This window comes from Micromonospora sp. CNZ309 (assembly GCF_002846525.1).
This window is the reverse complement of the sequence record NZ_PJNG01000001.1, coordinates 3905549-3918343: the sequence shown is the minus strand read 5'-3', so window position 1 is coordinate 3918343 and position 12795 is coordinate 3905549. Positions and strand designations below refer to the sequence as shown.

15 protein-coding genes are annotated in these 12795 nt (G+C 70.7%); 13 read left to right on the top strand and 2 right to left on the bottom strand.

All coding sequences use genetic code 11. From position 1 onward, the window contains the following. Positions 1–17: 17 nt before the first annotated feature. Positions 18–1508, bottom strand: a complete 1491-nt coding sequence (locus CLT72_RS16130; RefSeq protein ID WP_101412553.1) for an SDR family oxidoreductase — start codon at positions 1506–1508, stop codon at positions 18–20. Positions 1509–1543: 35 nt separating this feature from the next. Between CLT72_RS16130 and CLT72_RS16125 the strand changes: the two genes are divergently transcribed. From CLT72_RS16125 to CLT72_RS16065, 13 genes are all read left to right on the top strand, one after another. Further along, positions 1544–2830 carry a serine hydroxymethyltransferase gene (locus CLT72_RS16125; RefSeq protein WP_199184579.1) on the top strand — a complete coding sequence of 429 codons (1287 nt, stop codon included), beginning with the start codon at positions 1544–1546 and terminating at the stop codon, positions 2828–2830. Continuing rightward, positions 2827–3258: a hypothetical protein gene (locus tag CLT72_RS16120; RefSeq protein ID WP_101412551.1), complete on the top strand. Its 432-nt coding sequence runs from the start codon at positions 2827–2829 to the stop codon at positions 3256–3258. Before CLT72_RS16125 ends, CLT72_RS16120 begins: the two co-directional genes overlap by 4 nt. Before the next feature lie 164 nt (positions 3259–3422). Continuing rightward, positions 3423–3644: a hypothetical protein gene (locus CLT72_RS16115; RefSeq protein ID WP_088998658.1), complete on the top strand. Its 222-nt coding sequence runs from the start codon at positions 3423–3425 to the stop codon at positions 3642–3644. Continuing rightward, entirely contained in the window at positions 3645–4466 is an 822-nt protein-coding gene (gene atpB / locus CLT72_RS16110; RefSeq protein ID WP_101412550.1) for a F0F1 ATP synthase subunit A, read from the top strand. A gap of 93 nt (positions 4467–4559) precedes the next feature. Next, positions 4560–4787, top strand: coding sequence for an ATP synthase F0 subunit C (atpE, locus tag CLT72_RS16105; protein ID WP_088998660.1), 228 nt, complete (start codon positions 4560–4562; stop codon positions 4785–4787). Positions 4788–4818: 31 nt separating this feature from the next. Then, positions 4819–5349: a F0F1 ATP synthase subunit B gene (locus tag CLT72_RS16100; protein WP_088998661.1), complete on the top strand. Its 531-nt coding sequence runs from the start codon at positions 4819–4821 to the stop codon at positions 5347–5349. Next, positions 5349–6170, top strand: coding sequence for a F0F1 ATP synthase subunit delta (locus tag CLT72_RS16095; RefSeq protein WP_101412549.1), 822 nt, complete (start codon positions 5349–5351; stop codon positions 6168–6170). Before CLT72_RS16100 ends, CLT72_RS16095 begins: the two co-directional genes overlap by 1 nt. 93 nt (positions 6171–6263) lie before the next feature. Next, positions 6264–7919, top strand: coding sequence for a F0F1 ATP synthase subunit alpha (atpA, locus tag CLT72_RS16090; RefSeq protein ID WP_101412548.1), 1656 nt, complete (start codon positions 6264–6266; stop codon positions 7917–7919). 10 nt (positions 7920–7929) lie between these two features. Continuing rightward, a complete protein-coding gene (locus CLT72_RS16085) occupies positions 7930–8859 on the top strand; it encodes a F0F1 ATP synthase subunit gamma (protein ID WP_101412547.1) in 930 nt (309 codons plus the stop codon). After that, complete coding sequence (atpD, locus tag CLT72_RS16080) at positions 8859–10295, top strand: F0F1 ATP synthase subunit beta (protein ID WP_088998665.1); 1437 nt, start codon at positions 8859–8861, stop codon at positions 10293–10295. The genes CLT72_RS16085 and atpD overlap by 1 nt, the downstream gene beginning before the upstream one ends. 211 nt (positions 10296–10506) lie before the next feature. Then, a complete protein-coding gene (locus tag CLT72_RS16075) occupies positions 10507–11649 on the top strand; it encodes an LCP family protein (protein ID WP_101412546.1) in 1143 nt (380 codons plus the stop codon). 89 nt (positions 11650–11738) lie between these two features. Further along, on the top strand, positions 11739–12023 hold the full coding sequence (locus CLT72_RS16070) for a F0F1 ATP synthase subunit epsilon (RefSeq protein WP_088998667.1): 285 nt from the start codon (positions 11739–11741) through the stop codon (positions 12021–12023). Positions 12024–12035: 12 nt separating this feature from the next. Then, positions 12036–12491 carry a DUF2550 domain-containing protein gene (locus CLT72_RS16065; RefSeq protein ID WP_101412545.1) on the top strand — a complete coding sequence of 152 codons (456 nt, stop codon included), beginning with the start codon at positions 12036–12038 and terminating at the stop codon, positions 12489–12491. A 107-nt stretch (positions 12492–12598) separates the two neighbouring features. Here the strand turns inward: CLT72_RS16065 and CLT72_RS16060 are convergent, their stop codons facing one another. Continuing rightward, on the bottom strand, positions 12599–12793 hold the full coding sequence (locus CLT72_RS16060; protein ID WP_250100499.1) for a VOC family protein: 195 nt from the start codon (positions 12791–12793) through the stop codon (positions 12599–12601). Between the last annotated feature and the right edge of the window lie 2 nt (positions 12794–12795).

Below are 12795 nucleotides of genomic sequence, written 5' to 3'. Positions count from 1 at the left end.
CCCGCGCGGGGGCCGCCTCAGCGGCGTAGGAAGGCGGCGGGCCGGTGGGCCTCCTGCTCCGCCTGGCGGGCGATGTTGCGGGCCATTCCGCCGAAGACCACCGCGTGGAAGGGCGCGACGGAACCCCAGTAGGCGTGCCCGGGTAGCCCGCGCGGCAGGAACACGGCCCGCTGCTGGTAGCGGCTGCCGCCGTCGGCGCCGGGGAGCACGCGCATCTCCAGCCAGGCCCGGCCGGGCAGCCGCATCTCGGCGCGCAGCCGCAGCAGCTCGCCGGGCACGATCTCCTCCACCCGCCAGAAGTCCAGCGCCTCGCCGACCTGGAGGCGGTGCGGGTCGCGCCGGCCACGGCGTAGCCCCACGCCGCCGATCAGCCGGTCCAGCCAGCCCCGGATCGTCCAGGCCAGCGGGAACGAGTACCAGCCGTGCTCGCCGCCGACGCCCTCGATGACCCGCCACAGGTCCTCCGGCGGCGCGTGCACCGCCCGTTCGCGGACGTCGGTGTAGGCGGTGCCGCCGGACCACTCCGGGTCGCTGGGCAGCGGCTCGGCCGTCGCGTCGGGCCCGCTCGCCGTCGACCAGCGGGTCTCCACCTCGCCGTCGCGCACCTTCGACAGGGCCAGCGCGACCGCCTGGTCGAAGCTGGTCAGCCCGTCGGGCGGGTCCGGCACGTACCGCGCGATGTCGTGCTCGTGGGCTACGGCCTCGTGGACCAGGCTCTCCACCAACGGCCGGGCGATGGCGTTCGGCACCGGGGTGATGAGCCCGACCCAGTGCGAGGAGAGCGACGGCGTCAGCGGTCGCACCGGCACGATGACGCGCCGGCGCAGCCCGGCCACCCGCGCGTACCGCTGCATCATGTCCTGGAAGGTGAGGATGTCCGGCCCGCCGATGTCGAAGGCGCGGTTGACCTCCGGCGGCAGGTCGACGCAGCCGGCCAGGTAGCGCAGCACGTCGCGGACGGCGATCGGCTGGATCCGGTTGCGGACCCAGCGCGGGGTGACCATCGCCGGCAGCCGCTCGGTCAGGTAGCGCAGCATCTCGAACGAGGCCGACCCCGAGCCGATGATCACCGCGGCGCGCAGCACCGCCGTCGGCACCCCGCTGTCGAGCAGGATCCGCCCCACCTCGGCCCGCGAGCGCAGGTGCGCCGACGGGACCTCCCGGTCCGCCGCCGGCTCCGGCCCGCCCAGGTAGACGATCCGGCGTACGCCCGCGGCGCGCGCGGCCTCGGCGAACCGGGTGGCGGCCTCGCGGTCGGCGGCCTCGAAGCCGGCCTGGCCGAGCGAGTGCACCAGGTAGTACGCGACGTCCACGCCCGCGAACGCGGCGGGCAGCGTCTCCGGCCTGCGTAGGTCGCCCTCGACGATCTCCGTCTGCGCCGCCCACGGCACGTCCCGCAGCCGTCCCGCCTTGCGGGCCAGGCACCGCACCGTGTGCCCCTCGGCCAGCAGCCGGGGCGCCAGGCGCCCGCCGATGTAACCCGTCGCTCCCGTGACCAGGCATCTCACGGTCTCCAGTGTGCGGCCCAATAGACTCTGGCGCTGTGGCTACTGAGACGAGCACCTTCTGGGGGCCGGACTTCGACCAGCTCCGCGCGACCGACCCGGAGATCGCCGGGGTGGTGCTCGGCGAACTGGACCGGCTCCGGGGCGGCCTGCAACTGATCGCCAGCGAGAACCTCACCTCGCCGGCCGTGCTGGCCGCGCTCGGCTCCACCCTGACCAACAAGTACGCCGAGGGCTACCCGGGCCGGCGCTACTACGGCGGCTGCGCCGAGGTCGACCGGGCCGAGGAGATCGGCATCGCGCGGGCGAAGGAGCTCTTCGGCGCCGAGCACGCCAACCTCCAGCCGCACTCCGGGGCGAGCGCCAACCTGGCCGCGTACGCGGCGCTGGTCCAGCCGGGGGACACGGTGCTCGCCATGGACCTGCCGCACGGCGGCCACCTGACCCACGGCAGCCGGGTGAACTTCTCCGGCAAGTGGTTCCACACCGTCGGCTACACGGTCCGGCCGGACACCGAGCTGATCGACTACGACGAGGTGCGGGACCTCGCCCGGGCCCACCGCCCCAAGATGATCATCTGCGGTGCGACGGCGTACCCGCGCCTGATCGACTTCGCGCGGTTCCGTGAGATCGCCGACGAGGTCGGTGCGTACCTGATGGTCGACGCCGCGCACTTCATCGGGCTGGTCGCCGGGCAGGCCGTACCGTCGCCGGTGCCGCACGCCGACGTCGTCTGCGCCACCACGCACAAGGTGCTGCGCGGGCCGCGCGGCGGCATGATCCTCTGCCGGGAGTCGCTGGCCCAGCGCATCGACAAGGCGGTCTTCCCGTTCACCCAGGGCGGCCCGCTGATGCACGCGGTGGCCGCGAAGGCGGTCGCGCTGCGCGAGGCCGCCCAGCCCGAGTACCGGGCCTACGCCGAGCGGGTGGTGGCCAACGCCCGGGCACTGGCCGCCGGGCTCGCCGACGAGGGGATGCGCCCGGTCTCCGGGGGCACCGACACCCACCTCGCCCTGGTGGACCTGCGCGAGGTCGGGGTCACCGGCGCCGACGCCGAGGCGCGCTGCGACGCCGCCACCATCACCCTGAACAAGAACGCGATCCCGTACGACCCACAGAAGCCGATGGTTGCCTCTGGCATCCGGGTGGGCACCCCGAGCGTCACCACCCAGGGCATGCGCGAGCCGGAGATGCGCCAGGTCGCCTCGCTGATCGCCCGCGCCGTACGCACCGATCCCGCCGCCCCGGGCGGCGCCGACACCCTCGCCGGGATCGCCGGCGAGGTCGCCGCGCTGGTCGCCGCCTTCCCGGCGTACCCCCGATGAGCGAGCCGCGCGCGGGCGAGCCCGGCGCCATCCGGGCGCGGCTGCCGCACCTTCGCCTGCCGCTGCTGGCCTGCGGGGTGCTCGCGCTTGTCGCGGTGCCGACCGCGGCGGTGCTGCGCGGCGGCACCGGCGCGGCCGGCGTGGCCGCCGGGATCGCGCTGGTCGTCGTCAGCTACCTGGTCTCCGGCGTCTCGGTGGCCTGGGCCGACGCCGTCAATCCACGGATGATCATGTCGGTGGGGCTGGTCACCTACGCCACGAAGATCGTGGTGCTCGGGGTGGCGATGGCCGCCGTGGCGGCCACCGGCTGGCCCGGCCTGCCGGACATGGGGGTGGCGATCATCGCGGCCGTGGTGGTCTGGACGGGCGCCCACCTCGCCTGGGCCCTGCGCTCGCCGCTGCCCACATTCGAGCGACGCGGTGAGTGAGCGTTCTGTCGGATCTGCGTCCGGCATTTCGGGCTGCCGCCGCGGGCCGCACGGGAGTAACCTGACCAACGACTTTCGCGCCCGCACCACGGCCCGCACGCTGTCCGCAGTGTGGGGGGTGCCGCACACTCCCGCGCGTGCCTGCTGATATTGTTCGCCACGTCATGGCCGAAGACCCACACCCCCGCAGGTCCGACGACCCTTCGTCGGAAGGCGCGGCAGGGGCCGTTCTGGGCTACCTACTCGCCGGCATCGTGGTGTGGGGCTTCCTCGGGTGGTTGGCGGAGCGACTTCTCGATCTGCGAACCGGCGTCGGGGTCGCCCTCGGCATGATCTTCGGCGCGGCCGGAGCGATTTACCTGATCATGAAGAGGCTCAGTGCTTGAGTGCCAGCACGCCCGGGTCTGTCGAGTGCGGAGGATGACACGGTGAGTGGACAGCTCGTCGCCGCCGAGGGGCTTCCCTGGCCCCCCAGCGTCGGAGATTTCTACCCGCCGGACGTGGCTGGCCCCTGGGTCACCAAGTTCGGGATCATGGTCTGGCTCGCGGTCGCGCTGCTGATCGTCTTCTTCATGCTCGCCTACCGGAAGCCCAAGCTGGTCCCCGGCAAGGCCCAGTGGTACGCGGAGTCGGTCTACGGCCTGGTCCGGGACAACATCGCCCGCGAACAGATGGGCAACGCGGGCATCCGCTTCGCGCCCTACTTCACGGTGCTGTTCAGCTTCATCGTGCTGACCAACCTCTTCGCCATCGTGCCCGGTCTGCAGATCTCGCCGAACTCGCACATCGCGTTCCCCATCGTGCTCGCGGCGATCTCCTACGTGATGTACCTCTACATCGGCGCCCGCAAGCACGGCCTCGGCAAGTACCTCAAGATGAGCCTGATCATCCCGAACGTGCCGTGGCCCATGCACATCCTGCTGATCCCGATCGAGTTCATGCAGACGTTCATCGTCCGGCCCGTCACGCTGGCGCTGCGGCTCTTCGCCAACCTGTTCGCCGGCCACCTGCTGCTGCTGGTCTTCACCATCGGCGGCTTCGTGATGCTCAACTCGAGCAGCCTGTTCATCCAGGTGACCTCGATCTTCTCCTTCCTGATGGCGATCGTGATGGCCTTCTTCGAGGTGCTGGTCGCCGTGCTGCAGGCCTACGTCTTCGTCACGCTGAGCGCGAACTACATCGGAAGTTCGCTCGCCGACGAGCACTGATCGGGCTCGGCGGGCCACCCGGCCCGACCAAGCTTCTGGTACCGACCCGCGTACGCGTGAGACCTCACGCGTCGAACAGGAGGAATACCCGCAATGACTGTTCTTGCCGAGATCGGCGGTAGCGTCAACACCATCGGCTACGGCCTCGCCGCCATCGGCCCCGGTATCGGTGTCGCCCTGGTCTTCGCGGCCTACATCCAGTCGAGCGCGCGCCAGCCGGAGTCCGCCGGCTACAACCGCACCTGGCTGATCCTGGGCTTCGCCCTGGTCGAGGCGCTCGCGCTCTTCGGCCTGGTGCTCGCCTTCGCCGTCGGCGGCTGACGAGAGCTTTCCCCCGACCCGGAGGTCTGACATGTTCATCGCCGCAGAAGGTGTGGAGCACAACCCGATCCTGCCCATCTGGCAGGAGATGGTCGTCGGCACCATCGCCTTCGCCCTGCTCTGCTTCGTCCTGCTGAAGTTCGTCATGCCCCGCATGGAGGCGATGTACCAGGCGCGGGTCGACGCCATCGAGGGCGGGCTCAAGCGGGCCGAGGCCGCCCAGGCCGAGGCCAACCAGGTGCTCGAGCAGTACCGGGCCCAGCTCGCCGAGGTGCGTACCGAGGCAGCCCGGATCCGGGACGACGCCCGGGCCGACGCCGAGGGCATCCGCCAGGACATCCTCGCCAAGGCGCGGGAGGAGTCCGACCGGATCATCGCCGCCGGCAAGGAGCAGCTCGCCGCCGAGCGCGCCACCATCGTGCGCGAGCTGCGCACGGAGGTCGGCACGATCGCGGTCGACCTGGCCAGCAAGATCGTCGGGGAGTCCCTCGCCGACGAGGCGCGTCGCAAGGGCACCGTCGACCGGTTCCTGAGCAACCTCGAGAGCGCGGGGGCCCGCTGATGCAGGCCGCCAGCCGGGAGTCGTACAAGGTCGCGGCCGAGCGCCTCGACGCGTACGTCCGCGGTGCGGAGCCGTCGGCGGTGACCACCACCGCCGACGCCATCCTCTCCGTCGCCGACCTGCTGCGGCGCGAGCCGCGGCTGCGCCGGGCGCTCTCCGACCCGGCCCGCAGCGGTGCCGACCGGGCCGGGCTGCTCGGCGAGCTGCTGCGCGGCAAGGTCGACGCCGAGGCGCTGGACCTGATCGCCTCGCTGGTCGCCGGCCGCTGGTCGGCGCCCTCGGAGCTGCTCGACGCCGCCGAGCGGCTGGGCGTCGACGCTCTCCTGGCCGGCGCCGACTCCGCGGGCGAGCTGGGCGAGGTCGAGGACGAGCTGTTCCGCTTCGGGCAGGTCGTCGCCGGTGCGCCGGAGCTGTCCAGCGCGCTCTCCGACTCGACCGTCCCGGCCGTCCGGCGGGCCACGCTGGTCGACCAGCTGCTCGCCGGCAAGGCCCGGCCGATCACCGGCTACCTCATCGGGGTCGCGCTCGCCGGGTTCGGTGGACGCAACCTCTCCGGTGCGCTCAGCCGGCTGGTCGAGCTGGCCGCCGAGCGGCGGGACCGGCAGGTGGCGTACGTGACCGCCGCGGCCCCGTTGAGTGAGGAGGAGGAGCACCGGTTGGGTGCCAGCCTCTCCGCGATATACGGTCGAGAGGTTTCCGTCAAGCAGACGGTGGACCCCTCGGTTCTCGGTGGCGTCAGTGTGCGGGTCGGCTCCGACCTGTACGACGGCACCGTCCTGCGCCGCCTCAACGAGAGCCGCAACGCGCTCGCGAAGCGCTGAGGCGGCAGCGCCGCCCAGTGCCTGTGACATAGACGCCATTCGGACCGGTCGGTACTAGGTATCCCGGGCCCCTGATACTTAAGGAAGCAGAGGATGGCCGAGCTGACCATCTCGACGGAGGAGATCCGCGGCGCCCTGGAGCGCTACGTCTCCTCCTACTCGTCCGAACTCTCCCGCGAGGAGGTCGGCACCGTCGCCGACACCGGCGACGGCATCGCCCACGTCGAGGGCCTCCCCTCGACCATGACCAACGAGCTCCTGGAGTTCGAGGACGGCACCCTGGGTGTGGCGCTGAACCTCGACGTCCGGGAGATCGGTGTCGTCGTTCTCGGTGACTCCGCCAAGCTCGAAGAGGGGCAGCGCGTCAAGCGCACCGGCCGGGTGCTCTCGGTGCCGGTCGGCGACGCCTTCCTCGGCCGTGTGGTCAACGCGCTCGGCCAGCCGATCGACGGGCTCGGCGACATCGCCAACGAGGGCTACCGCGAGCTGGAGCTCCAGGCCCCGAACGTGATGTCCCGACAGTCCGTGGACGAGCCGCTGCAGACCGGCCTCAAGGCCGTCGACGCCATGACCCCGATCGGTCGCGGCCAGCGTCAGCTGATCATCGGTGACCGGAAGACCGGCAAGACCACCGTCGCGCTGGACACCATCCTCAACCAGCGGGACAACTGGCGCTCCGGCGACCCGAAGAAGCAGGTCCGCTGCATCTACGTCGCCATCGGTCAGAAGGCCTCCACGATCGCCTCGATCAAGGGCGTCCTGGAGGAGGCGGGCGCGATGGAGTACACCACGATCGTCGCCTCCCCGGCCTCCGACCCGGCCGGCTTCAAGTACCTCGCCCCCTACACCGGCTCGTCCATCGGGCAGCACTGGATGTACGGCGGCAAGCACGTCCTCATCGTCTTCGACGACCTGAGCAAGCAGGCCGAGGCGTACCGCGCCGTGTCCCTGCTGCTGCGTCGCCCGCCGGGCCGCGAGGCGTACCCGGGTGACGTCTTCTACCTGCACTCCCGTCTGCTGGAGCGCTGCGCGAAGCTCTCCGACGAGCTGGGCGGCGGCTCGATGACCGGCCTGCCGATCATCGAGACGAAGGCCAACGACATCTCGGCCTTCATCCCGACCAACGTCATCTCCATCACCGACGGCCAGATCTTCCTGGAGACCGACCTGTTCAACCAGGGCGTCCGGCCGGCCATCAACGTCGGCACCTCGGTCTCCCGGGTCGGTGGCGCCGCGCAGGTGAAGCCGATGAAGAAGGTCGCCGGCTCGCTGCGGCTCAACCTGGCCCAGTTCCGCGAGCTGGAGGCGTTCGCCGCCTTCGCCTCCGACCTGGACAAGACCTCCCGCGCCCAGCTCGACCGCGGCGCCCGCCTGGTCGAGCTGCTGAAGCAGGCGAACTACTCGCCGTTCCCGGTGCAGGAGCAGGTCGTCTCGGTCTGGGCCGGCACCGAGGGCAAGCTGGACGACATCCCGGTCGGGGAGATCCGCCGCTTCGAGTCGGAGTTCCTCCAGTACCTGCGCCACAAGCACGAGGGTGTGCTGGCCGCCATCGCCGACCACCAGTGGAACGACGACATCATCGGCTCGCTCGACGCCGCCATCGCCGACTTCAAGCAGGTCTTCCTCGGCAAGGCCGACGAGCGGCGGATCAACGAGGCCCCGGCCTCGCCGCTGGAGGGCGACGAGAACCGTGAGACGGTGACCCGCTACCGGGACGGCGCGGGCGACCGTCCGGCCGAGAACCAGTAAGGGCTGATCCATGGCGGCCCAGGTACGCGTTCTTCGTCAACGGATCCGCTCGGCGAAGGGGATGAAGAAGATCACCAAGGCGATGGAGCTCGTGGCGACGAGCCGGATCGCCAAGGCCCAGGCCCGCGTGGCGGCGTCCCTGCCGTACGCCCAGGCCGTCACCGGTGTGCTCACGGCGCTGGCGTCCAACGCGCAGATCGACCACCCGCTGCTCACCCCGCGTCCGAAGGTGCGGCGGGCGGGCGTCCTGCTGGTCACCTCCGACCGCGGCCTCGCCGGTGGTTACAGCTCCAACGCCATCAAGATGGCCGAGTCGCTGATCGCCCGGCTGCGGGCCGACGGCAAGGAGCCGGTGCTCTACGTCATCGGGCGCAAGGGCGTCGGGTTCTTCCGGTTCCGCGACCGGCCGATCGAGGCGAACTGGACCGGGTTCTCGGAGCAGCCGACCTTCGCCGACGCCCGCGCGGTGGGTGAGACGCTGATCAAGGCGTTCACCGCCGGTGCGGACGACGTCGACGGTGGCGCCGGGGCGGACGGGGTGCTCGGCATCGACGAGCTGCACATCGTCTACACCGAGTTCCACTCCCTGATGACCCAGACCCCGGTCGCCAAGGTCATCGGCCCCATGCAGGTGGAGGACCGGCCGCGCGCCGAGGGTGCGCTGCCGGCCTACGAGTTCGAGCCGGACGCGGAGGCGCTGCTCGACGCGCTGCTGCCGAAGTACATCAACACGCGGATCTACGCGGCGTTGCTGGAGTCGGCGGCGAGCGAGTCGGCGGCCCGTCGGCGGGCGATGAAGAGCGCCACCGACAACGCCGAAGAGATGATCGAGAAGTACACGCGTGAGATGAACTCGGCCCGCCAGGCCGGGATCACCCAGGAGATCAGCGAGATCGTCGGCGGCGCGAACGCGCTGGCCGCGTCGGGAAGTGAAGTGTGATGACTGCCCCAGTAGAGACCAAGACGGCCACGGGTCGCGTGGTCCGGGTCATCGGCCCGGTCGTCGACGCCGAGTTCCCGCGCGACGCCATGCCGGCCCTGTTCAACGCCCTGCACGTGGACGTGACGCTCTCGGGCGGCGAGAAGACGCTGACCCTGGAGGTCGCCCAGCACCTGGGTGACAACATGGTCCGCGCCATCTCGATGCAGCCGACCGACGGCCTGGTCCGCGGCACCGAGGTGCGCGACACCGGTTCGCCGATCACCGTTCCGGTGGGCGACACGGTCAAGGGCCACGTGTTCAACGCGATCGGCGAGTGCCTCAACCTGACCGAGGGCGAGACGCTCCAGCCCGACGACCACTGGGGCATCCACCGCAAGGCCCCGGCCTTCGCGGACCTGGAGCCGAAGACCGAGATGCTGGAGACCGGCATCAAGGTCATCGACCTGCTCGCCCCGTACGTCAAGGGTGGCAAGATCGGCCTGTTCGGCGGTGCCGGCGTCGGCAAGACGGTGCTCATCCAGGAGATGATCACCCGTGTCGCCCGGAACTTCGGTGGTACCTCGGTCTTCGCCGGCGTGGGTGAGCGCACCCGCGAGGGCAACGACCTCATCGCCGAGATGACCGAGTCCGGCGTCATCGACAAGACCGCGCTGGTCTACGGCCAGATGGACGAGCCGCCGGGCACCCGGCTGCGGGTCGCCCTCTCCGCGCTGACCATGGCGGAGTACTTCCGCGACGTCAAGAAGCAGGAGGTGCTGCTCTTCATCGACAACATCTTCCGCTTCACCCAGGCCGGTTCGGAGGTCTCCACCCTGCTCGGCCGCATGCCGAGCGCGGTCGGTTACCAGCCGACCCTGGCCGACGAGATGGGCGAGCTCCAGGAGCGGATCACCTCCGTCCGGGGCCAGGCCATCACCTCGATGCAAGCGATCTACGTGCCGGCGGACGACTACACCGACCCCGCCCCGGCCACCACGTTCGCCCACCTCGACGCGACCACCAACCTGGAGCGGTCGATCTCCGACAAGGGCATCTACCCGGCCGTGGACCCGCTGGCGTCCTCGTCCCGGATCCTCGCCCCGGAGTTCGTCGGCGCCGAGCACTTCGCGGTGGCGACCGAGGTGAAGCGGATCCTGCAGAAGTACAAGGACCTGCAGGACATCATCGCCATCCTCGGCATCGAGGAGCTCTCCGAGGAAGACAAGATCACCGTGCAGCGCGCGCGGCGCATCGAGCGCTTCCTGTCGCAGAACACCTACGCGGCGGAGCAGTTCACCGGCGTGCCGGGCTCGACGGTCCCGATCCAGGAGACCATCGAGGCCTTCAAGAAGATCAGCGAGGGCGAGTACGACCACTTCCCCGAGCAGGCCTTCTTCATGTGCGGTGGCCTGGAGGACCTGGAGCGCAAGGCTGCGGAGCTGATGAAGGGCTGACCTGTCGGTCCTGAAGAAAGGCCGCCCCGGCAACGCCGGGGCGGCCTTTCGTTCATCTTCGGGCCCTATCATCACCGTCGCCCGGTTCCGCCTGCTCGGCGATCATGTCGTACGCGAGGTACCGTCGATCCGCCCACCCACCGCGTGGGCGTCGATCGCAACGAACCGGCTGCATGCGCCCGTCTCCTGATCGTGGGCGTGACGAACGGAGATGATCGTGGGTAAGGCCGACAAGGCCGGCGGTAAACCGTCCAGGTGGTCGGGGGTGCCGCGCTGGGCCCGGGTGTGCACCGTCTTCGGTGCCGTCCTGATGCTGCTCAGCGGCGCGGTGCTGGTCGGCGCCGAGGCGTTGATGGCCCGCTACGAGGGGGCCGTGGGCAAAGCCGACCTCTTCGGCGACCAGGCGGCCGGGGCGAAGGAGCGTAAGAGCGACATCAAGGGCCCGCTCAACATCCTGCTGGTGGGCATCGACCCGCGCAATCCGGAGATGCCGCCGCTGGCCGACTCGGTGATGGTGCTGCACGTGCCCGCCGAGATGGACCGCGCCTACCTCTTCTCGATGCCGCGCGACCTCCTCGTGGAGATCCCCGCGTTCAGCCGGGCGGAGTTCAGGGGCGGCACCGACAAGCTCAACGCGGCGATGTCGTACGGCAGCCGGGTGCCCGGCGGAAACCCGGACGCCGCGCGCGGCTTCGAGCTGCTCGCCACCACCGTCCAGAACGTCACCGGCATCAAGCGCTTCGACGCGGGCGCGATCATCAACTTCAACGGCTTCAAGAAGATCGTCGACGCGATGGGCGGCGTCGACATGTACATCGAGCGCGAGGTGCGCTCCGAGCACCGCGAGCCGGACGGCAAGCACCGCAAGGGCAACCCCAACGGCGAGGGCTACGTCGGCCCGCAGGCGGTCTACAAGAAGGGCAACCAGCACCTCGACGGCTGGCAGGCGCTCGACTACGTCCGCCAGCGCTACCCGAAGAACGGTGTCCCCGACGGCGACTACGGCCGGCAGCGCCACCAGCAGCAGTTCGTCAAGGCCATGGCCGGTCAGGCGCTCAGCGCCGACGTGGTGACCAACCCGGTCAAGCTGGACCGGGTGCTGCGGGCGGCCGGGCAGTCGCTCATCTTCAGCGGCCGGGGCAACAGCGTGGTCGACTTCGGCCTGGCGCTCAAGGACATCCGCCCGGAGACCATCCAGATGATCAAGTTGCCGGGCGGCTCGGTCGTCGAGAACGGCAAGTACCAGGGCGAGAAGTTCCAGCCCGCCGTGGACGACTTCTTCGCCGCCCTCCAGAAGGGGCAGCTGGACGCCTTCCTGCTCGAGCACCCGGACTTCCAGAACAAGGCCAAGTAGTCGTGGCGCAGGTCTCGCCACCCGCGTTGGGGGCGGGCCGGCGGCACGACTAGACTTTTGACAATCCGCCGCCGCAGCAAGGAGACAGCGTGGCAAAGCAGCTTCACGTCGAGCTCGTAGCCGTCGAGGAGAAGGTCTGGTCCGGCGAGGCCGAGATGGTCGTCGCCCGCACGACCGAGGGCGAGCTGGGTGTGCTGGCGGGGCACGCGCCCCTGCTCGGCCAGCTTGCCGAGCCCGGCCAGGTGCGCATCAAGCTTCCCGGCGGTGAGCAGGTCTCCTACGAGGTGGCCGGCGGCTTCCTGTCGGTGACCGGTGAGGGCGTCACCGTCCTGGCCGAGAGCGCCACCCCGGTCTCCGCCGCGCAGAGCCACTGAGCCGAAACGCCGATGGAGATCGTCGAAGGGGTCGGAATCGGCGTCGCCGTCATCCTCGGCGCACTTCTGATCCTCTTCGCCCGGCGGGCCGTCGTCACTCGTAGCGGGGGCATCATCCGGCTCGGCGTCCGGACCTCCACGATGCTCGACGGCCGAGGCTGGTCTCCGGGCTTCGGCCGCTTCGTCGGCGACGAACTCCGCTGGTACCGGCTGTTCAGCTTCGCCATCCGCCCCACCCGGGTGCTCTCCCGCAAGGAGTTGGCCGTCGAGCGGCGACGGCTCCCCGAGGGGCAGGAGCGCCTCTCGATGCCCGCCGACTGGGTCATCCTCCGCTGTACGAGCAACCACGCTCCGGTGGAGATCGCGATGGCCCGGTCCACCGTCACCGGGTTCCTCTCCTGGCTCGAGGCCGCCCCTCCGGGGGCGGTCTCGCCGCGTCTGGCCTCCCAGGACTGGCCCGCCGCCTGACGTCCCCTCGTCCGTGGGGGTTTCCGAGCCCACCCGCCCGGGCGGTCAGGCCTGATCCCTCCGCCGGCGGGCTCCAGGGTGGAAGGCCAGGTGGTTGAGGCCGGGAGTCAACCGGTCGTGCCGCCGCCCGGAGAGCGCCGGGACTCCTCCACGACCAGGTAGGTCGGGCCGAGCCGCCAGGAGCGGCCGTCCGGCCACGCCTGGAACGGCGCCCAGCCCAGCTCGCCGAGCAACCATTCCCAGCCGCGCACGGTGGCGGCCAGATCGGGTACCCAGACCTCGACGTGGTGCAGCGTGCCCACCG

Bases quoted from the DNA above. Each gene is read 5' to 3' on its own strand.
- CLT72_RS16085 (WP_101412547.1), top strand. From the start codon at position 7,930: ATGGCGGCCCAGGTACGCGTTCTTCGTCAACGGATCCGCTCGGCGAAG.
- atpA (WP_101412548.1), top strand. From the start codon at position 6,264: ATGGCCGAGCTGACCATCTCGACGGAGGAGATCCGCGGCGCCCTGGAG.
- CLT72_RS16095 (WP_101412549.1), top strand. From the start codon at position 5,349: ATGCAGGCCGCCAGCCGGGAGTCGTACAAGGTCGCGGCCGAGCGCCTC.
- CLT72_RS16120 (WP_101412551.1), top strand. From the start codon at position 2,827: ATGAGCGAGCCGCGCGCGGGCGAGCCCGGCGCCATCCGGGCGCGGCTG.
- CLT72_RS16075 (WP_101412546.1), top strand. From the start codon at position 10,507: ATGATCGTGGGTAAGGCCGACAAGGCCGGCGGTAAACCGTCCAGGTGG.
- atpD (WP_088998665.1), top strand. From the start codon at position 8,859: ATGACTGCCCCAGTAGAGACCAAGACGGCCACGGGTCGCGTGGTCCGG.
- CLT72_RS16115 (WP_088998658.1), top strand. From the start codon at position 3,423: ATGGCCGAAGACCCACACCCCCGCAGGTCCGACGACCCTTCGTCGGAA.
- CLT72_RS16100 (WP_088998661.1), top strand. From the start codon at position 4,819: ATGTTCATCGCCGCAGAAGGTGTGGAGCACAACCCGATCCTGCCCATC.
- CLT72_RS16065 (WP_101412545.1), top strand. From the start codon at position 12,036: ATGGAGATCGTCGAAGGGGTCGGAATCGGCGTCGCCGTCATCCTCGGC.
- atpE (WP_088998660.1), top strand. From the start codon at position 4,560: ATGACTGTTCTTGCCGAGATCGGCGGTAGCGTCAACACCATCGGCTAC.